The organism is Pseudoclavibacter sp. VKM Ac-2867, assembly GCF_015351275.1.
Lineage (GTDB): Bacteria > Actinomycetota > Actinomycetes > Actinomycetales > Microbacteriaceae > Pseudoclavibacter.
In genome coordinates, this window is record NZ_JADKSL010000010.1 from 73,302 (window position 1) to 89,785 (window position 16,484).

Genomic DNA, 16,484 nt, shown 5'->3' on the forward strand with positions numbered 1-16,484 from the left:
CTACTCGTCGTCTTCGGAGAGCTGCTGCTGCACCTCGGCGGAGACGTCGATGTTCGTGAAGATGTTCTGCACGTCGTCGCTGTCCTCGAGTGCGTCGATGAGGCGGAACACCTTGCGAGCGGTGTCGGCGTCGGCCTCGACCTTGACGTTCGGCACGAACTCGGCGTCGGCGGAGTCGTAGTCGATGCCCGCGGCCTGCAGGGCCGTGCGCGCGCCGACCATCTCGCTGGCCTCCGTGCGGATCTCGAACACGTGCCCGTGGTCGATGACCTCCTCGGCGCCGGCGTCGAGGACGACCTCGAGCACGTCGTCCTCGGTGGGGGTCTCCTCATGAGGCACGACGATGACGCCCTTGCGCTCGAAGTTGAACGCAACGGAACCCGGGTCCGCCATGTTGCCGCCGTTGCGGCTCATGGCCGTGCGCACCTCGGCCGCAGCGCGGTTCTTGTTGTCGGTCAGACACTCGATGAGCAGCGCGATACCACCGGGGCCGTAGCCCTCGTACATGATCGTCGTGTAATCGATCGACTCGCCTGTGAGGCCCGCGCCTCGCTTGACGGCGCGATTGATGTTGTCGATCGGGACACTGGTCTTCTTCGCCTTCTGGATGGCGTCAGCAAGCGTGGGGTTGCCAGCGATGTCGGCGCCGCCGATCTTCGCCGCGACCTCGATGTTCTTGATGAGCTTGGCGAACGACTTCGCGCGACGCGAGTCGATGATGGCCTTCTTGTGCTTGGTCGTCGCCCACTTGGAATGTCCGGACATCTGTTCTCCGTTGTTCTCGCGCGTCTCACCTGCGGTGGGCGCCTGCTGCTGGTCGTATGCACGCTGACACCGTGGCCCGAGAGGTGGACGCCACTGGTCGCCGTCGGCGAGCGGTCTCTTCGTCTAGTTTACGCGTGCTCCGGCCAAGCACCCGCGAGGAACACAGCAAGTGCGCGTTCGAGGGCCTCGATGTCGGCGATCGCTGCCAGCTCGCGGGCCGAGTGCATGGAGAGGATGGGGATGCCGACGTCGACGGTCGAGATGCCGAGCTCTGTGGACGCGATCGGGCCGATCGTCGAACCGCACGGGAGCGAGTTGCTCGACACGAAGGCCTGCACGGCCACGCCCGCGTTCTGGCAGACGCCGGTCCAGAGTGCGCTTCCGCGCGCATCCGTCGCGTAGCGCAGGTTCGCGTTCAGCTTGAGGAGCGTCCCCCGGCCCGCGATGGGCCGGGTCTCGTCGTCGTGCTTCTCCGGGTAGTTCGGGTGGACGCTGTGGCCCAGGTCGCTCGAGACGAGCCACGAGGCGGCGAGTGCGCGCCGCTGCTGGGCGGGCCCCGCGCCGAGGCCCTCCTGGATGCGCGCGAGCACGTCGCCAAGGAACGGGCCGGCCGCGCCGGAACGGCTTGCGGAACCCACCTCTTCGTGGTCGAAGGCCGCGATGACGGGGATCACGCCGCTCGGCACGGTCTCGACGAGTGCCGTCGTCGCGGCGTGGACGCTGACGAGGTTGTCGAGGCGTGCCCCGGCGAACAGCGCCTCGCCGTGTCCGAAGAGCTGGGCGTCCTGGGCATCTGCGAGGAAGAGGTCGAAGCCCGTGATCGAATCCGGGTCGACCCCGGCGTCGGATGCGAGCGCCGCCACGACGCCTCCCGCTGCCTCGAGACCGAGGACGGGGTGGGTGTGGCGCTGCGGGTCGAGGACGAGTCCGCGTTCGTTGACGCCCCGGTCGAGATGGATCGCGAGCTGCGGGATGCGCGCGATGGGTCCCGAGGCGGCGAGCACGGTGGTGCCGTCAGCGAGGGCGAGACGGCCCGCGACGCGCAGCTCGCGGTCGAGCCAGGAGTTCAGCAGTGGCCCGCCGTAGACCTCGACCTCGAGGCGCTGCCAGCCCTGCGATGTCGACTCGGGGGTCGGCTTGAGCTTGAACCCAGGCGAGTCGGTGTGCGCTCCGACGATCGCGAACGGCGTGGTCGGCGAGGTGGACTCCGGCACTCGCCACGCGATGACCGCGCCGTCGCGGACGACGACGTAGCCACCGGCCTCCTCGGGCCACTCGTCGCGCTCGTCGAGTGACGTGAAGCCGGCGTCCTCGAGCCGCCTGGCGACCTCAGCCGCCGCGTGATACGAAGAAGGGGCGTCGCGGATGAAGGCCGCGAGGGACTCGCTGACCTGCTTGCTCCTGGCTGCCTTGCTCGGACGGCGTCTCGCCATGTTCTGCTCCTGGTTCTCTGTCGAATCGGTCGGTGCGTGGCGTCGTTCAGCCGGCGTGCTCGGCGACCCGGTCGAGGAAGTACCTGTGGAACCGGGTCTCGCCGTTCATCTCGGGGTGGAACGACGTCCCGAGGAGGTTGCCCTGCGCGACTGCGACCACTCGACCGTCCGGGAGAGCCGCGATGACGCGAGCACGGCTCCCGACGGCATCCACGACGGGTCCGCGGATGAAGGTGGCGTGCACGGCCGGCCCGCCCAGCTCCGGAACCTCGATCTGCGTCTCGAACGACTGGTTCTGGGAGCCGAAGGCGTTCCGCCGCACCGACACATCGAGGCCGCCGAAGCTCTGCTGCCCCCTGATCGCGTCGACGACGGTGTCGGCGAGCATGATCAGGCCGGCGCACGTGCCGAACACCGGCATCCCTGCTGCGATTCGCTCCCGGATGGGCTGAGCGATGTCGAAGATCCGAGACAGCTTGTCGATGACGCTCGATTCGCCTCCGGGGATCACGAGTCCCGAGACAGCCTCGAGCTGCGCCGGGGTCCGCACGAGCACCACCTCGGCGCCGAGGTCCGTGAGCACCTGCTGGTGCTCACGGACGTCGCCCTGCAAGGCGAGGACGCCGACTACGGGAGTCGCCAACGCCTCGCTACCAGCCGCGCTCAGCGAGACGGTGCGGGGCCGCGAGGTCGGAGACGTTGATGCCGACCATGGCTTCCCCGAGTCCGCGCGATGCGGCAGCGATCACGGCAGGGTCGTCGAACGCGGTGGTCGCCTTCACGATGGCGGCGGCGCGCTGGGCCGGGTTGCCCGACTTGAAGATGCCGGAGCCGACGAAGACACCGTCTGCACCGAGCTGCATCATCATCGCGGCGTCGGCCGGGGTCGCGACGCCACCCGCGGTGAACAGCACGACGGGCAGCTTGCCGGTCTCGGCGATCTCGCGCACGAGCTCGTAGGGAGCCTGGAGCTCCTTCGCGGCGACGTAGAGCTCGTCGCGGGTCATGGAGGTGAGGGCGGCGACCTCGCCGCGGATCTTGCGGATGTGCTTGGTCGCCTCTGACACGTCGCCCGTGCCGGCCTCGCCCTTCGAGCGGATCATGGCGGCGCCCTCGTTGATGCGGCGCAGCGCCTCACCGAGGTTCGTGGCACCGCAGACGAACGGCGTCGTGAACTGCCACTTGTCGATGTGGTTGACGTAGTCGGCGGGGCTCAGCACCTCGGACTCGTCGATGTAGTCGACGTCGAGCGCCTGAAGCACCTGCGCCTCGACGAAGTGCCCGATGCGAGCCTTCGCCATGACGGGGATGGAGACCTCGGCGATGATGCTCTCGATGAGGTCGGGGTCGCTCATGCGGGCGACGCCGCCCTGCGCGCGGATGTCGGCCGGGACGCGCTCGAGGGCCATGACGGCGACAGCGCCGGCATCTTCGGCGATGCGCGCCTGCTCTGCGGTGACGACGTCCATGATCACGCCGCCCTTGAGCATCTCCGCGAGGCCGCGCTTGACCCGGTTGGAGCCTACGGTCCCGTCGGCGGCGACGAGGGGTGCAGTGCTTTCGCTCATGATGTCCTTACTTTCCGCGTGCAGAGAGTGCATGGCGGTTCGGAGGTGAATTGGCTCAAGTGTAGACGCGCGTGCGTCCTGGCTTGATTGGGCGACTGCCCAATCGAATCGCGGTCCGTCAGGCCTTCGGCCAGGCGTCGGCGAGGGCTTGGCGGGTCTCGCCGAGCAGCGATGGGAACGCCTTCGTCTTCGCGATGATCGGGAAGAAGTTGGCGTCGAACTGCCAGCGCGGCACGATGTGCTGATGCAGGTGACCGGCGATGCCAGCTCCGGCCAGGCGTCCCTGGTTCATCCCGATGTTGAAGCCGTCGACGTTCGAGACGGCGCGGAGCACGCGCATCGCTGTCTGCGTCAGATGCGCGATCTCGAGCACCTCGGCCTCGGAGGCCTCGTCGTACATCGCCACGTGCCGGTACGGGCACACGAGCAGGTGACCGGAGTTGTACGGATAGAGGTTCATGACCACGAACGCGTGCTCGCCCCGGGCCACGATGAGCGACTTCTCGTCGTCCATCGTGGGCCCGACGCAGAACGGGCAGGCATCCTGAGCTGGGTCCTGGCCATCCTGGATGTAGGCCATCCGGTGCGGCGTCCAGAGCCGCTGGAAGGAGTCGGGCACCCCGGCGAAGTCAGCCGAGCGCTCGATATCGAGGCCGTCGAGCTCGCCTTCGGGGAACCCGAGCGCGCTCATGCCAGGTCTTCTGCCGTGTTCACGAGCAGGTGCTCGTCGACGGCGCCGCGGACGAGACGGATCGCGTCCTCGATCGGAACGCCGTTGCGCTGGGTTCCATCGCGGAAGCGGAAGGACACCGTCTTCGCGGCGCGGTCATCCTCGCCAGCGATGAGCTGGAACGGCACCTTCGCCTTCGTGTGGTTGCGGATCTTCTTCGGCATGCGGTCGTCGGACGCGTCGAGCTCGGCTCGCACGCCGTGGGAGCGCAGCTCGTCGACGATGCCCTGAAGGTAGTCGCCGTACTGCTCGGCAACCGGGATGGCGACGAGCTGCACGGGCGAGAGCCAGACCGGGAAGGCGCCGGCGTAGTGCTCGACGAGCACGCCGAAGAAGCGCTCGATCGAGCCGAAGAGGGCCCGGTGGATCATGACGGGACGCTGGCGCGTGCCATCCGGAGCCGCGTACTCCATGTCGAAGAGCTCTGGCAGGTTGAAGTCGAGCTGGATGGTCGACATCTGCCAGGTGCGGCCGATCGCGTCGCGCGCCTGCACGGAGATCTTCGGGCCGTAGAACGCGGCTCCGCCCGGATCGGGGACCAGGTCGAGTCCGGACTCGGTGGCCACCTCCTCGAGCGTGCGCGTCGCTTCCTCCCAGGTTGCGTCGTCGCCGACGAACTTCTCGGGGTTCTTCGTCGACAGCTCGAGGTAGAAGTCGTCGAGGCCGTAGTCCTTGAGCAGCGAGAGGACGAACTTGAGGGTGCGGGTCAGCTCGTCCCGCATCTGGTCGCGCGTGCAGTAGATGTGGGCGTCGTCCTGGGTGAAGCCGCGTGCGCGGGTCAGGCCGTGCACGACGCCGGACTTCTCCATGCGGTAGACCGTGCCGAACTCGAACATGCGCAGTGGCAGCTCACGGTAGGAGTGCGCGCCCTGGTTGTAGATCAGGTTGTGCATCGGGCAGTTCATTGGCTTCAGGTAGTAGTCCTGGCCCTGCTTGGTGACGTTGCCCGCCTCATCCACTTCCTCGTCGATACGCATCGGCGGATACATGCCGTCTCGGTACCAGTCGAGGTGCCCGGAGATCTCGTAGAGACGCCCCTTCGTGATGTGCGGGGTCGAGACGAAGCTGTACCCCTCCTGCACGTGGCGCTTTCGCGAGTGCTCTTCCATCTCGAGCTTGATGATCCCACCCCTGGGGTGGAACACCGGGAGCCCGGAGCCGAGCTCGTCCGGGAAGCTGAACAGGTCGAGTTCGCGGCCGAGGCGCCGGTGGTCGCGCTTCATGGCCTCCTCGATGCGCTCCTTATAGGCCCGCAGCTCGTCCTTCGTCGGCCAGGCCGTTCCGTAGATGCGCTGGAGCTGCGGGTTCTTCTCGGACCCGCGCCAGTAGGCGGCCGCCGAGCGAAGGATCGAGAAGCCGTTGCTGAGCATCCGGGTCGAGGGAATGTGCGGCCCCCGGCAGAGGTCCTTCCAGTAGACCTCTCCTGTCTTCGCGTCGACGTTGTCGTAGATCGTGAGCTCACCAGCGCCCACCTCGACCGATTCGTTGTCGGCGTTCGCGCCGCTGCCCTTGAGCCCGATCAGTTCGAGCTTGTAGGGCTCGTCGGCGAGTTCGGCCCGTGCCTCATCGTCGGTCACGACCCGGCGAACGAAGCGCTGCCCCTGTCGCTGGATGCGCTGGGCTTCCTTCTCGATGGCCTTGAGGTCTTCCGGCGTGAAGGGGGTCTCGACGTCGAAGTCGTAGTAGAAGCCGTCGGTGATGGGCGGGCCGATACCGAGCCGTGCATCTGGGTTGATCTTCTGCACGGCCTGCGCGATGACGTGGGCGGCCGAGTGGCGGAGGATGTTGAGCCCGTCGGCGCTGTCGATCGTCACTGGTTCTGCGATCGCCCCGTCCGGCACCGCCGTGGCGAGGTCGACGAGCACACCGTCGAGCTTCATCGCGACGACGGAGCGGTCTGTGAAGAGCTCGAATCCGGTGGTCGTCGCGCCGCCGTTCTCGTGCGGGCGGGTTTCGGTTTCGAGGTCAACGGGATCGCTGGTCACGATGCTCCTTGTCGTTAGGCATGAACAAGCGACCACTTTATCGCGCGACTGCCTCCGCTCGGCGCAGAGAACCCGCTCCCTGAGGAGCGGGACGCCTACTTCTTCCGACGCCCTTCGCGGGGCGTGAACGTGCCGATGTCCTCGGGTGCGTCAGAATCGGAGGGTGTCGCCGAGGGGCGGGGGCCTCCGCTTGCCGACTTCGCGTCGCCGGCGCCGGCTGAGGCCTTGGATTCCGACTCGGCCTTGCCATCCTTGCCGAGCGTGTCGACCAGGCTGTTCAGGGCGAGGAGCGCCAGGCGGATCTTCTGGTGGTGTCGGCCCTCGGTCTTGACGTCGAGCTTCTCGGCGAGCTTCACTGCCTGATTCTTGATGACGCTCTCTCGTCCGGTCACGACCTTCTTCAGGCCCGTATGCACGGCCTGGACTCGCGCGCCCGAGTTCGCAGACTCACGCATCCGCTCGCCCCTAGCTGAACCCGTGCTGTCGCCTGCGCCGCTGCCCGTCGAAGCCATGATTCCTCCAAGTGCGCCGACCGGCGCGATCCGTGATTGCATCAAGATACGCGCTATCGCGATACATCGCGTGTGAAGACGCTGGGTGACGACTCGCACAGATACACAGCCAACAAAGCAGCTCCTCCCGCTAGCCTGAAGTCAGCGATCGGCGCACTGCCTTTGGCGAACGAAACAACCAAAGGTTGCCGACCGAGGGGATCCTCACATTACGACTTCATCTTCTGCGCTCCCCCAGGGCATCGGCCGGATCCGCACCACCAAGCCCCGCACCCCGGGAGCGAAGTCCGTAACACAGAGCTACAGCGCCGTGTCGAAGGTCATCCGCGAGATGGGCCTGCTCAAGCGCACTCGCTGGTTCTACGGGATGCTGGCCGCTGGTCTCATCCTCGCACTGGGCGGAGCCATCACCGGGTTCATCCTGCTCGGCGACAGCTGGTTCCAGCTGCTCATCGCTGCCGCCCTCGGCGTCATCTTCACCCAATTCGCCTTCATCGCCCACGAGGCCTCGCACCGACAGGTGCTCGAGTCCGGCCCAGGCAACGACCGCCTCGGTCGCTTCCTCGCTGCTGGCGTCGTCGGCATGAGCTACAGCTGGTGGATGACGAAGCACACGAAGCACCACGTGAACCCGAACAAGATGGGCAAAGACCCCGACATCGACTTCGACACGATCTCCTTCACGGAGGAGGATGCTCGGAAGCAGACCGGCCTTCTTGCACTGATCACGCGGAAGCAGGGCTACCTGTTCTTCCCGCTGCTCACCTTCGAGGGCTACAACCTGCACTTCCGCTCGATCAAGTCCCTCTTCACTCGCCAGCCCATCAAGGGACGCTGGGTCGAGTTCACGATGATCACGGTTCGCTTCGCGATCTACCTCGGGGCCATCTTCTGGCTGCTCCCCCTCGGCATGGCGTTCGCCTTCATCGCCGTCCAGATGGCCGTCTTCGGCGTCTACATGGGCGCATCGTTCGCCCCGAACCACAAGGGCATGCCGATCATCCCCGCCGACGTGAAGATGGACTTCTTCAGCAAGCAGGTCCTCACCTCGCGCAACGTCAGCGGTGGCTGGTGGGCGAGCGCGCTCATGGGTGGCCTCAACTACCAGGTCGAGCACCACCTCTTCCCGAGCATGCCCCGCCCGCACCTCGCCAGGGCTCGCGAGATCATTCGTGAGCACTGCCAGAACCTCGAGGTCCCGTACACCGAGACGACGCTGATCAAGTCCTACGGCATCGTGATCGACTACCTCAACAGGGTCGGCCTCCAGGCTCGCGACCCCTTCGACTGCCCGCTCGTCAATCAGTTCCGCCGCGTCTGACCTGACACGTGCGCAGAGGCCCATCCGGTTTATCCGGGTGGGCCTTTCTGCGTGTTGCCTGCATCTCCCGACGAGAGCTATTCGTAAATCTACGAATAGCTGATACAGTCGACGCATGAGCATCCACTTCCAAGCACAGATGCCTTCCGGCTGGAAGGCCACAAGCGCCATCCGAATCCTGCGATTTCCCGGAGGCGAGATCACCCTCGTCGTCCCCGCGGATCTCGACGAGAAGCCCGCCTACGCCACCGTCACGGGCGCCGATCCGAGTGACCTCATCACCCTCGGGCTCTGGGCCGACTACGCGCACCAGCTCGGCCAGCGCGCGATTGCAGTCCTCCCCTACCTCCCGGCGGCACGTGCCGACCGAGGCATGCCCTTCGGCGCCAAGGTCTACGCCGAGCTGATCAACAGCTTCGGACTCGACCAGGTGATCGTCTTCGACCCCCATTCCTCGGTCGCTCCCGGCCTGATCGACAACGTCAAGGTTGTCGGCTCGGCCCCCTACGTGCGGCGAGCGACGATCGGACGCGCCGGATCAGCACACGACTACGTCGGTGTCCTCGCACCGGATGCAGGTGCCGTCGGCCGAGCGCAGGCCGCCGCGTCCGCGCTGCACCTCCCTCTCTTCCGCGCCGAGAAGCACCGTGACTTCGAGACCGGGAAGCTCTCCGGCTTCAGCTGCGAGGCTCTCCCCCGTGACGGGCGCCTCCTCGTCGTCGACGACATCTGTGACGGGGGCGGCACCTTCAGGGGCTTGGCAGAAGCCACCCGACTGCCGAAGGAGCGCCTGACGCTCTACGTGAGCCATGGGGTCTTCTCGGGTGATGCCCCCGCCCTCCGACAGCACTTCGGCGAGATCATCACCACCGACTCGCACCCCGGCTCCGCACGCGAGGGCGTCGCGACCAAGGTGCTCTCGATCCGGAACATCCTCGCCCCCTACGTCGAGTACTGAGTCGCGGCCGACGCGACCTCGACGCCACAAGCTCCCCCGAAAGGAATGACCATGGACTACACATCTGTTGCTCCCCTCTTCCAGACCGATGCCTACAAGCTCGGCCACCTCCAGCAGTACGGCCTTGCCGGCGACGTCACCGGCGTCTACTCCAACTACACCAACCGCGGTTCCCGCATTCCGGACATCGGCGCGGTCGTGCACTTCGGACTCCAGGCGTTCCTCGAGCGATACGCGGACAGCTTCCGCGTCTTCTTCGCCGCCGACGAGGATCAGGTCTGCCAGGCCTATGAGGCCCGTCTCGCGAGCATCCTCGGGCCGAACACGATCGGCAGCGCCCACATCCGCGCGCTGCACCGCCTCGGCTTCCTCCCCCTGCGGTTCTGTGCCGTGCCGGAGGGCACAGCAGTACCGCTCCGTGTTCCGAGCTTCACGATCGAGAACACGCACCCCGACTTCTTCTGGCTCACCAACTACATCGAGACGGTGCTGAGCGCGGAGATCTGGCAGGCGTCGACGACCGCGACGATCGCCAAGGCGATGCGCGAGACGCTCGAGATAGCGGCGACGAGAACGGGGACACCCCTGGCGGCTGTCGACTGGCAGGGCCACGACTTCTCCTACCGAGGCATGTCCTCCAACGAGACCGCCGCGATGAGCGGCGCCGCGCACCTGCTCAGCTTCACCGGCACCGATTCACTCGTCTCCATCGACTGGATCGAGCGTCACTACGGCGGAGCCTTCGTCGCCGGCAGCGTGCCAGCCACGGAGCACTCGGTCATGTGTGCGGGTATCGCGACGGTCGGCGAGCGTGAGCTCTTCGAGGGGCTGCTCGGCCTCTACCCGAGCGGCATCGTCTCCGTCGTCTCCGACACCTTCGATCTCTGGCGAGTGCTCACCGAGTACCTGCCGGCACTCCGAGAAGAGGTCCTTGCTCGGGACGGGAAGCTCGTCATCCGGCCAGACTCCGGGAACCCCGTCGACATCCTCTGCGGGGTGGAGGAGGGTGCTCCGGATGCCGGTCCGGCCGAGCGGAAGGGTGTCATCGAACTGCTCTGGGACACGTTCGGCGGAACGGTGAATGCGGCTGGCTACAAGGAGCTCGACCCCCACATCGGGGCCATCTACGGTGACTCCATCACCCGCGAGCGGGCGGTGCTGATCACCGAGCGGCTGGCCGCGAAGGGCTTCGCTTCTGGAAACGTCGTCTTCGGCATGGGAAGCTTCGGATATCAATACCAGACCAGAGACACGTTCATGTCGGCGATCAAGGCGACGTGGATTCAGGTCGACGGTCGCGGAGTCGACATCCGGAAGGACCCTGTGACTGACAGCGGAACGAAGAAGAGCGCGACGGGCCGCCTGGCGGTGGTGACCGACGCCGATGGCCGCATGCGCCTGATAGAGCGGGCCACGCCTGCTGAGGAGGCGGAGTCCCTGCTGCAGCCCATCTGGGAGGATGGCTCCTTCGTGCGGCGGCAGACGTTCCCCGAGGTTCGGGCGGTGCTCGCGAAGCAGACGGTGCTGCGTTGACCGAGTCCTACGACCAGCCGCTCGTCGCGATGGATGCACTCGCTGTGCGCTATCGCGACGAGCGGCTGGAGTTCGGCGTCGCGGTGCGCGAGAACGCGCCACACGCCGGCGTGGAGGCCATCCCCGGCGTGCTGCTGCTGTCCGGGGAGCACGGGGCTGGCCCCGTGCTGCGTGCAATGCGGACGAAGGCTGGGATACCGGACGATGATGTGCGGCTGACGCGCCAGCTCGGCTGGTTCGATGGCACGATGCGCGACCCGCGCAGTGCCACCATCTCGCTCGCCAGCCTCGTCTTCCTGCGCGCGGAGGCGGGCGACGGGGAGCTGCGCTGGCATCCGCTCGACAGTGCGCCCCACCTTCCCTTCGACCACGCGCAGATCGTCGAAGCGGCCCGTGTGCGGCTCGGTGAGATCGTCTGGCGCGACTGGGCCGTCACCCGAGCCCTGCTCGGCGAGAAGTTCACCTCAGGGATGGCTCTGGCGCTCGGGGCAGCGCTCGATGCGGAGCCCTTCGACCGACCGAACTTCCGCCGGTGGCTGGAGGGGACGGGAGTCGTGCGTGTCACCACTGACACCACTGGGGTGAAGCTCCGAGGTCGGACCACAGTCTGGGAGTGGAACAGCTGAGGTTCGGCTGTGACCGCTGTTCGTCCGCTGGTGGGGAGAACTCCCCCGTTTCGAATCACGGCCTGTCCGCGCTGTCCTCCTCGGCTGGCGAGAGTCGGACGAGCAGAAGGCTCGGGCCATCGCTGTCGAAGGGACCCCCATGAACCGCCGTATCGCCGTATTGACCATCGCCGCAGCCGCCATGCTCGGCCTCAGCGCCTGCTCGGGGTCACCCGCTTCGGAGCCCGGCGGCACGGCAGACTCCGGCACGGCGGCCGAGAGCACCACGAGCGACCAGTCGGTTGCAGATGCCTGCGCCGTCGTGCAGACCAAGATGCAGGCGGCCTCGACGGCCCTGTCTGAGATCGACATCACCTCGACCACTTCGGACCCGCAGACCACGATCGACGCGTTCAGCGAGACAGTCGACGGTATCGGCGACGCCGCCGAGTCGGTCTCCAATGACGAGGTCAAGACAGCCACCACGGCTGTCCACGAGGACTTCGTGACCGTGCGCGACCTGATGCAGAAGGTGCTCATCGACCAGGACACCTCGGTGGCTGAAGAGCTGAGCACTGCAACCGCGGAGATGCAGACCTCTGGGAATGAGCTCAACACGCTCTGCACCAGCTGACGCGACGCAGCCACGAGGCGCCCCTCGACTGCAGCCTTCGCTGCGGACGACGGGGCGCTTCTCTGTCCGGCAGCGACTGCGCACCCCACGAGACTGGGGGTCGCTGGCTCGCGCCGGGCGGACTCCGCCACCGTGGCGACGATCAGGCGTTTGGCGGGATTTGCGAGGCCGCCTTCTCGAAGACCCAGATGGCTTTCGTCTCCGGGAACCACGGGGTGCCGTCCTGCTCGAGCACGGACCAGGCGGCCAGGTGCTGTCGGTACCCGGGCTGCACCCAGGCCTCCCGGTGCACCGGCGTCAGGCCGGCACCAAGCGCTTCGACGACGTCGACCAGCTCGTCCAGCTCGAACTGACAGTACTGCTCCTGCGTCTCGCGCGGCAGCGACTCTGCGCCCCAGTTCACGGTCAGCAGCGCCTCCGTCACCACGCGAGCTGTGCCGGCGAAGCGATGCTGGCCGAGGCTCTCGAGGCGCCTCAGCTCGAGGAGGGGAACGCGGTCGAGGTAGGCGCTGAGGAGCTCGTCGCCGTCGTGGCCGGGGGTGACGAGCGTCGTCAGGCGATCCGGTCGAGCGGGTGTCACGAAGTCGCGGATGACGAGAACCCCGCCTGGGCTGAGCGCCTCGGCGATGATCGCGAGATTCGCCGCGATGGTCTGACGCCCGTTCTCCGGCCCGTTCGGGCCGTACGACGCGATCTCGTGCAGGACCGAGCTCATCACGATGCCGTCCAGATCGCGCAGGCCGAGCACCTCCAGTTGGTCCGCGGAGCCTGAGAGCACCGTGATGCCGGGCATCTGCTCGAGATGCGCGATCGCATCGGCGGAGTCGTCGAGTGCGACGGTCTCTTCGATGTCAGGGAGCACTGCGATTCTCGCCGCGAGCTCTCCTCCCCCGGCACCGATGTCGAGGACCCGGCCGCCGCGCAGCCAGTCCGTGAGCTGAGTTTTCTCGTCCACGGCGGCAGCCATGCGGCGGAAGTAGCGTTCCTCGAGTTCGGGGCGGGCAGTGCTGGTGCCGGCCGCCGAGAGCACCCGGGTCGCTGCGTGTTCGGGATTCATCACGGGCCTCACGCCTTCCGATCAGGACTTCGACGAGACGCGAAGAAGGCCCCTGATTTCTCAGGGGCCTTCTCCTCAATGGTGGGCGATACTGGGATCGAACCAGTGACCTCTTCCGTGTCAGGGAAGCGCGCTACCGCTGCGCCAATCGCCCATTGCGAGGTGACGACGGGATTCGAACCCGTGTGGACGGCTTTGCAGGCCGCTGCCTCGCCTCTCGGCCACGTCACCGTGTTGTGGGTTGAAACCCGTGCAAACTCCTCCTGGTGTTTACCACGAGACTGAGTCACACTCGAGCGGATGACGAGATTCGAACTCGCGACCCTCACCTTGGCAAGGTGATGCGCTACCACTGCGCCACATCCGCATTGCGCTTGTCTCGGGAACTTCCGTTCCGGCTTGACCAGCGCGAGAATGACTCTATAGGAACTCGGGCCGCGATACAAAATCCACCGGTGTAATTCGAGGAAAGTCCTGGTCAGGTCGGCAGGTCGCGATTGCGCCTGCGCAGCTGCACCGCTCTCCCGCTGCTTGCACGATGGGCGAACGCCGTCGTAAGGCGTCGCGAGCTTGCCGTGCGGGTCAGAGCCTGCCGGAGTAGCAACACGCAACACCCTCGCGCGCGTGGGTGATCATCCACAGCCCGAATCTGTGGCATGATTAGTCCTCGTCGCGGGTGATTGGCGCAGTTGGTAGCGCGCTTCCTTCACACGGAAGAGGTCGTGGGTTCGAGTCCCGCATCACCCACCGCGAGAAACCCCCGGTCAGGAAGACATTCGCTCTTTCTGCTTCGGGGGTTTTTGCTACCCAGATGGCGACAAATGCCGGTCAAATGCCGGTGGAGCCACCGGGTGCGGTGCTTGTGGTGGGATCGGCAAGCACAAGCAACGGTCCGCAACGGAACGGTGTCGCCTCGGCGCAGCGGGCGGGGCTCTCTCGTGGCGCGTGCCGGTGGAATGCCGGTCTTGACCGGCACGGTCCGCAACGGTCCGGGCGCCCTTCTTCGCTCTTCCTCGCGAGTTCGCGCATAGGGAGTGACATGAGCACTCAGAACGCATCGTCCACGTCCACCCGCAGCCGCAAGGTCGCTGGCGCCCCTCAGCCGGTCGAGCTCGGTGCCGGGGCACCCCTCGGTCGCCTCTACTCGATGGAGGATCTGGCCGAACTCACTGGCCTCCCTAAGAGCACGCTCTACCACTTCAACTCAGAAGGGAAGGGCCCGAAGAACCCGCTCAAGATGGGTAAGCAGATCCGGTTCTTCGAATCAGAAGTCCGAGCTTGGCTCAAGACGTTCCTATCCGGTTCCAACGAGAGCGCAGCATGATCACGACGCTCGGGAACGGCAAGCATCGAGTTCGGATCTACACGGGCGGGGTCGAGGTCGCTTCGAAGGTCTTCGAGCCCAACCAGCAGAGCCAGGCTCGCGAATGGGAGGTGACGCAGAAGATCGCGCTGCGGGAGCAGACATTCATCAAGCCGGTCAAGGGTCGGACGAAGTTCGCGACCGTCGCCGTCGCGTTCCTCGAGGCGAAAGATGGTGTCATGAACCCGCAATCGCTCGACGCGATCCGTTTCGCGACGGAGACCTACTTTCCAGAGCGGTTGGCGAAACTGCCGATCGGCCGCATCACCTCCCCCATGATCGCCCAGTGGTACGACGAGCTCCTCGCCGCCGGCTACCAACGTTCCAGCGTCGTTCGGTGGCGAACGGCAGTGAAATCCGTGTTCACCTGGGCGATCTCGCAGGAACTCGTGGGTGCCGATCCGATCTCGAAAACGTCCGTGGCCACGGCCGTCGCGACATCCCCGGAACCGATCAGGGCCATGACCTACGAGCAGAGCGCGTCCGTCGTGGCTGGCGCTGCGAAAAGGCATGGACCGTACGCTGAGATCCTCGAGTTCTTCCTCGAGACCGGCCTGCGCTGGGGCGAACTGGCTGACCTCCGAGTTTCACGCTACGAAGCGATCCCCAGGCCATACATCACCGTGTCCAGTAGCGCCTCAGACGGCTACGAGCCGAAGTCAACGAAGAGCGGTCGGGTGCGTCGAGTACCTCTTTCACCGCGGGCGCGGGACATCATCGAGCGTCACATCAGTGGCAAGACATCCGACGCTCTGATCTTCACATCCCGTGTCGGCGGGCGACTCAACGGCACCAATTTCAAACGCTTCCTCGACTGGAAGACACTCGGCATCGGCTTCCGCATCCATGATCTCCGCCACACCGCTGCAACCCGTTGGCTCTCGGCAGGGATCGATGTCGCCACCGTCTCCAGCTGGCTCGGGCACAGCAGCGCCACGGTGACCATGAACATCTACAGCCACTATCTCGGCGGCGCCAGCGATCAAATCGCACTCGAGCGACTCGCCGCGCACCGTGCATCGGTCGAGCGTGTCCACGCCGAGGCTGTTGAACCGGTAGAGATGCGGGCTCGCGTCCAACTCTCGGCCGCCGCGCTCGAACTCCTCTCGAAGGGATAGCTCGGCCGGGTGGGCAGTCGAAGGGGCATGCCCGCATAGATGGAGCATGAGCACTCACGCCCCGCACCCGTCCCTCCTCGCCTGCATCGATCTGGAGACCACCGGTCTCGACGAGCAGACCGGCCTTGTCCTCGAGGGCGCCGCCCGCGTCGTCACGAACGACCTCTCCCCCGTCGACGAAGGGATATCCCTCGTCGTCGCCCAGCAGAGCCCCGGGGATTCGATCCTCCCCGTCTTCCCGTGGCGCGGCCGCATGAACGACTTCGTCGTGGACATGCACACGAAGAGCGGCCTCATCGCAGACGTCGACCGCGCTAGCCTGCCCGTCGCAGACGTGGACGCGCGCATCGCCGCCTACCTAGAGTCGCACGCAGACGGCGTCCCACTGCTGCTCGTCGGCAACTCGATCACCCTCGATCGAAACTTCCTGCGCGAGCACCTCCCGCTGACCTTCGCGAAGCTCCATCACCGCAGCGTGGACCTCACCAGCGTCGAGCTGTTCCTCGCCCGCTACTCCGGCCTCGACGTCGAACGGGTCGCACCATCCACGGGCCACCGGGCGATGGACGACATCAACGCGTGCCTCGCGACCGGTCGGAGCATCGGCAACACCGTCCAGGCCGTGCTCGTAGCGGCGGACCGCTCATGACCCCGAGCGACACCCATCCGAGCGAGGCCGCCGCTCAAAGCTCCTCCGCTCCCCCTGCCGCTGCTCCCCTGCCAGCGTCGGCGCCGAAGTATGTGGCCGTCCGCGTCGGCCCGCAGACTACCTCCGACGGGTGCGTGCGCATCGACCGAGTGCCCCGTCCCGCGGCCCACCGGGCGATCACCTCAGAACGGAACCACCCATGAATGATCCGTACCTTCTCAACGGGTAGCACCCCGCCGAGCGCGTCCTCCAG

Annotated in this window: 16 protein-coding genes and 4 tRNA genes; 9 read left to right on the top strand and 11 right to left on the bottom strand. The window is 66.4% G+C overall.

The window, feature by feature from the left end; all coding sequences use genetic code 11:
• The 7 genes from ITJ67_RS11430 to ITJ67_RS11460 form a co-directional block, all read right to left on the bottom strand.
• The gene (locus ITJ67_RS11430; RefSeq protein ID WP_104241297.1) at positions 1-765 is read right to left on the bottom strand and encodes a YebC/PmpR family DNA-binding transcriptional regulator; all 765 of its coding nucleotides are present in this window, start codon (positions 763-765) and stop codon (positions 1-3) included.
• Positions 766-893: 128 nt separating this feature from the next.
• Positions 894-2,198, bottom strand: coding sequence for a M18 family aminopeptidase (locus ITJ67_RS11435; RefSeq protein WP_194677685.1), 1,305 nt, complete (start codon positions 2,196-2,198; stop codon positions 894-896).
• Between the two features lie 46 nt (positions 2,199-2,244).
• Positions 2,245-2,841, bottom strand: a complete 597-nt coding sequence (gene pdxT / locus ITJ67_RS11440; protein WP_194677686.1) for a pyridoxal 5'-phosphate synthase glutaminase subunit PdxT — start codon at positions 2,839-2,841, stop codon at positions 2,245-2,247.
• A gap of 7 nt (positions 2,842-2,848) precedes the next feature.
• Positions 2,849-3,766: a pyridoxal 5'-phosphate synthase lyase subunit PdxS gene (pdxS, locus tag ITJ67_RS11445; RefSeq protein ID WP_104241300.1), complete on the bottom strand. Its 918-nt coding sequence runs from the start codon at positions 3,764-3,766 to the stop codon at positions 2,849-2,851.
• 118 nt (positions 3,767-3,884) lie between these two features.
• Positions 3,885-4,457, bottom strand: coding sequence for an HIT family protein (locus ITJ67_RS11450; RefSeq protein ID WP_104241301.1), 573 nt, complete (start codon positions 4,455-4,457; stop codon positions 3,885-3,887).
• Positions 4,454-6,376: a threonine--tRNA ligase gene (thrS, locus tag ITJ67_RS11455; RefSeq protein ID WP_194677758.1), complete on the bottom strand. Its 1,923-nt coding sequence runs from the start codon at positions 6,374-6,376 to the stop codon at positions 4,454-4,456. The genes ITJ67_RS11450 and thrS overlap by 4 nt, the downstream gene beginning before the upstream one ends.
• Before the next feature lie 200 nt (positions 6,377-6,576).
• A complete protein-coding gene (locus tag ITJ67_RS11460) occupies positions 6,577-6,993 on the bottom strand; it encodes a hypothetical protein (protein ID WP_160071811.1) in 417 nt (138 codons plus the stop codon).
• A gap of 241 nt (positions 6,994-7,234) precedes the next feature.
• Between ITJ67_RS11460 and ITJ67_RS11465 the strand changes: the two genes are divergently transcribed.
• The 5 genes from ITJ67_RS11465 to ITJ67_RS11485 all read left to right on the top strand — a co-directional run bounded on the left by ITJ67_RS11465 (position 7,235) and on the right by ITJ67_RS11485 (position 12,044).
• Complete coding sequence (locus ITJ67_RS11465) at positions 7,235-8,314, top strand: fatty acid desaturase family protein (protein ID WP_236558553.1); 1,080 nt, start codon at positions 7,235-7,237, stop codon at positions 8,312-8,314.
• 115 nt (positions 8,315-8,429) lie between these two features.
• Positions 8,430-9,272: a phosphoribosyltransferase family protein gene (locus ITJ67_RS11470; RefSeq protein WP_194677687.1), complete on the top strand. Its 843-nt coding sequence runs from the start codon at positions 8,430-8,432 to the stop codon at positions 9,270-9,272.
• Positions 9,273-9,323: 51 nt separating this feature from the next.
• On the top strand, positions 9,324-10,805 hold the full coding sequence (locus ITJ67_RS11475) for a nicotinate phosphoribosyltransferase (RefSeq protein ID WP_228502690.1): 1,482 nt from the start codon (positions 9,324-9,326) through the stop codon (positions 10,803-10,805).
• Positions 10,802-11,431 carry a hypothetical protein gene (locus ITJ67_RS11480; protein WP_160071814.1) on the top strand — a complete coding sequence of 210 codons (630 nt, stop codon included), beginning with the start codon at positions 10,802-10,804 and terminating at the stop codon, positions 11,429-11,431. The genes ITJ67_RS11475 and ITJ67_RS11480 overlap by 4 nt, the downstream gene beginning before the upstream one ends.
• Before the next feature lie 139 nt (positions 11,432-11,570).
• Positions 11,571-12,044 (top strand): hypothetical protein, encoded by a 474-nt coding sequence (locus ITJ67_RS11485; RefSeq protein WP_160071815.1) that lies wholly within the window; start codon positions 11,571-11,573, stop codon positions 12,042-12,044.
• 142 nt (positions 12,045-12,186) lie between these two features.
• Here the strand turns inward: ITJ67_RS11485 and ITJ67_RS11490 are convergent, their stop codons facing one another.
• The 4 genes from ITJ67_RS11490 to ITJ67_RS11505 all read right to left on the bottom strand — a co-directional run bounded on the left by ITJ67_RS11490 (position 12,187) and on the right by ITJ67_RS11505 (position 13,468).
• Positions 12,187-13,101, bottom strand: coding sequence for a methyltransferase domain-containing protein (locus ITJ67_RS11490; RefSeq protein ID WP_416362322.1), 915 nt, complete (start codon positions 13,099-13,101; stop codon positions 12,187-12,189).
• 79 nt (positions 13,102-13,180) lie between these two features.
• Positions 13,181-13,255, bottom strand: a tRNA-Val gene (locus ITJ67_RS11495).
• Positions 13,256-13,261: 6 nt separating this feature from the next.
• Positions 13,262-13,332 (bottom strand) — tRNA-Cys (locus ITJ67_RS11500).
• Positions 13,333-13,396: 64 nt separating this feature from the next.
• Positions 13,397-13,468: transfer RNA gene (locus ITJ67_RS11505), tRNA-Gly, on the bottom strand.
• A 307-nt stretch (positions 13,469-13,775) separates the two neighbouring features.
• Here ITJ67_RS11505 and ITJ67_RS11510 point away from each other — a divergent pair.
• The 4 genes from ITJ67_RS11510 (at position 13,776) to ITJ67_RS11525 (ending at position 16,231) form a co-directional block, all read left to right on the top strand.
• A tRNA-Val gene (locus ITJ67_RS11510) sits at positions 13,776-13,848 on the top strand.
• Between the two features lie 292 nt (positions 13,849-14,140).
• The gene (locus tag ITJ67_RS11515) at positions 14,141-14,425 is read left to right on the top strand and encodes a helix-turn-helix transcriptional regulator (protein WP_181062923.1); all 285 of its coding nucleotides are present in this window, start codon (positions 14,141-14,143) and stop codon (positions 14,423-14,425) included.
• A complete protein-coding gene (locus tag ITJ67_RS11520) occupies positions 14,422-15,582 on the top strand; it encodes a tyrosine-type recombinase/integrase (protein WP_194677690.1) in 1,161 nt (386 codons plus the stop codon). The genes ITJ67_RS11515 and ITJ67_RS11520 overlap by 4 nt, the downstream gene beginning before the upstream one ends.
• Positions 15,583-15,628: 46 nt before the next feature.
• Entirely contained in the window at positions 15,629-16,231 is a 603-nt protein-coding gene (locus ITJ67_RS11525) for an exonuclease domain-containing protein (protein WP_194677691.1), read from the top strand.
• The last annotated feature ends 253 nt before the right edge of the window (positions 16,232-16,484 follow it).

What these genes read in the sequence shown, in the direction of transcription:
- ITJ67_RS11430 (WP_104241297.1), bottom strand. Translation starts at nt 765, where the DNA reads ATGTCCGGACATTCCAAGTGGGCGACGACCAAGCACAAGAAGGCCATC.
- ITJ67_RS11435 (WP_194677685.1), bottom strand. Translation starts at nt 2,198, where the DNA reads ATGGCGAGACGCCGTCCGAGCAAGGCAGCCAGGAGCAAGCAGGTCAGC.
- pdxS (WP_104241300.1), bottom strand. Translation starts at nt 3,766, where the DNA reads ATGAGCGAAAGCACTGCACCCCTCGTCGCCGCCGACGGGACCGTAGGC.
- ITJ67_RS11450 (WP_104241301.1), bottom strand. Translation starts at nt 4,457, where the DNA reads ATGAGCGCGCTCGGGTTCCCCGAAGGCGAGCTCGACGGCCTCGATATC.
- thrS (WP_194677758.1), bottom strand. Translation starts at nt 6,376, where the DNA reads ATGAAGCTCGACGGTGTGCTCGTCGACCTCGCCACGGCGGTGCCGGAC.
- ITJ67_RS11460 (WP_160071811.1), bottom strand. Translation starts at nt 6,993, where the DNA reads ATGGCTTCGACGGGCAGCGGCGCAGGCGACAGCACGGGTTCAGCTAGG.
- ITJ67_RS11470 (WP_194677687.1), top strand. Translation starts at nt 8,430, where the DNA reads ATGAGCATCCACTTCCAAGCACAGATGCCTTCCGGCTGGAAGGCCACA.
- ITJ67_RS11475 (WP_228502690.1), top strand. Translation starts at nt 9,324, where the DNA reads ATGGACTACACATCTGTTGCTCCCCTCTTCCAGACCGATGCCTACAAG.
- ITJ67_RS11485 (WP_160071815.1), top strand. Translation starts at nt 11,571, where the DNA reads ATGAACCGCCGTATCGCCGTATTGACCATCGCCGCAGCCGCCATGCTC.
- ITJ67_RS11490 (WP_416362322.1), bottom strand. Translation starts at nt 13,101, where the DNA reads ATGAATCCCGAACACGCAGCGACCCGGGTGCTCTCGGCGGCCGGCACC.
- ITJ67_RS11515 (WP_181062923.1), top strand. Translation starts at nt 14,141, where the DNA reads ATGAGCACTCAGAACGCATCGTCCACGTCCACCCGCAGCCGCAAGGTC.
- ITJ67_RS11520 (WP_194677690.1), top strand. Translation starts at nt 14,422, where the DNA reads ATGATCACGACGCTCGGGAACGGCAAGCATCGAGTTCGGATCTACACG.
- ITJ67_RS11525 (WP_194677691.1), top strand. Translation starts at nt 15,629, where the DNA reads ATGAGCACTCACGCCCCGCACCCGTCCCTCCTCGCCTGCATCGATCTG.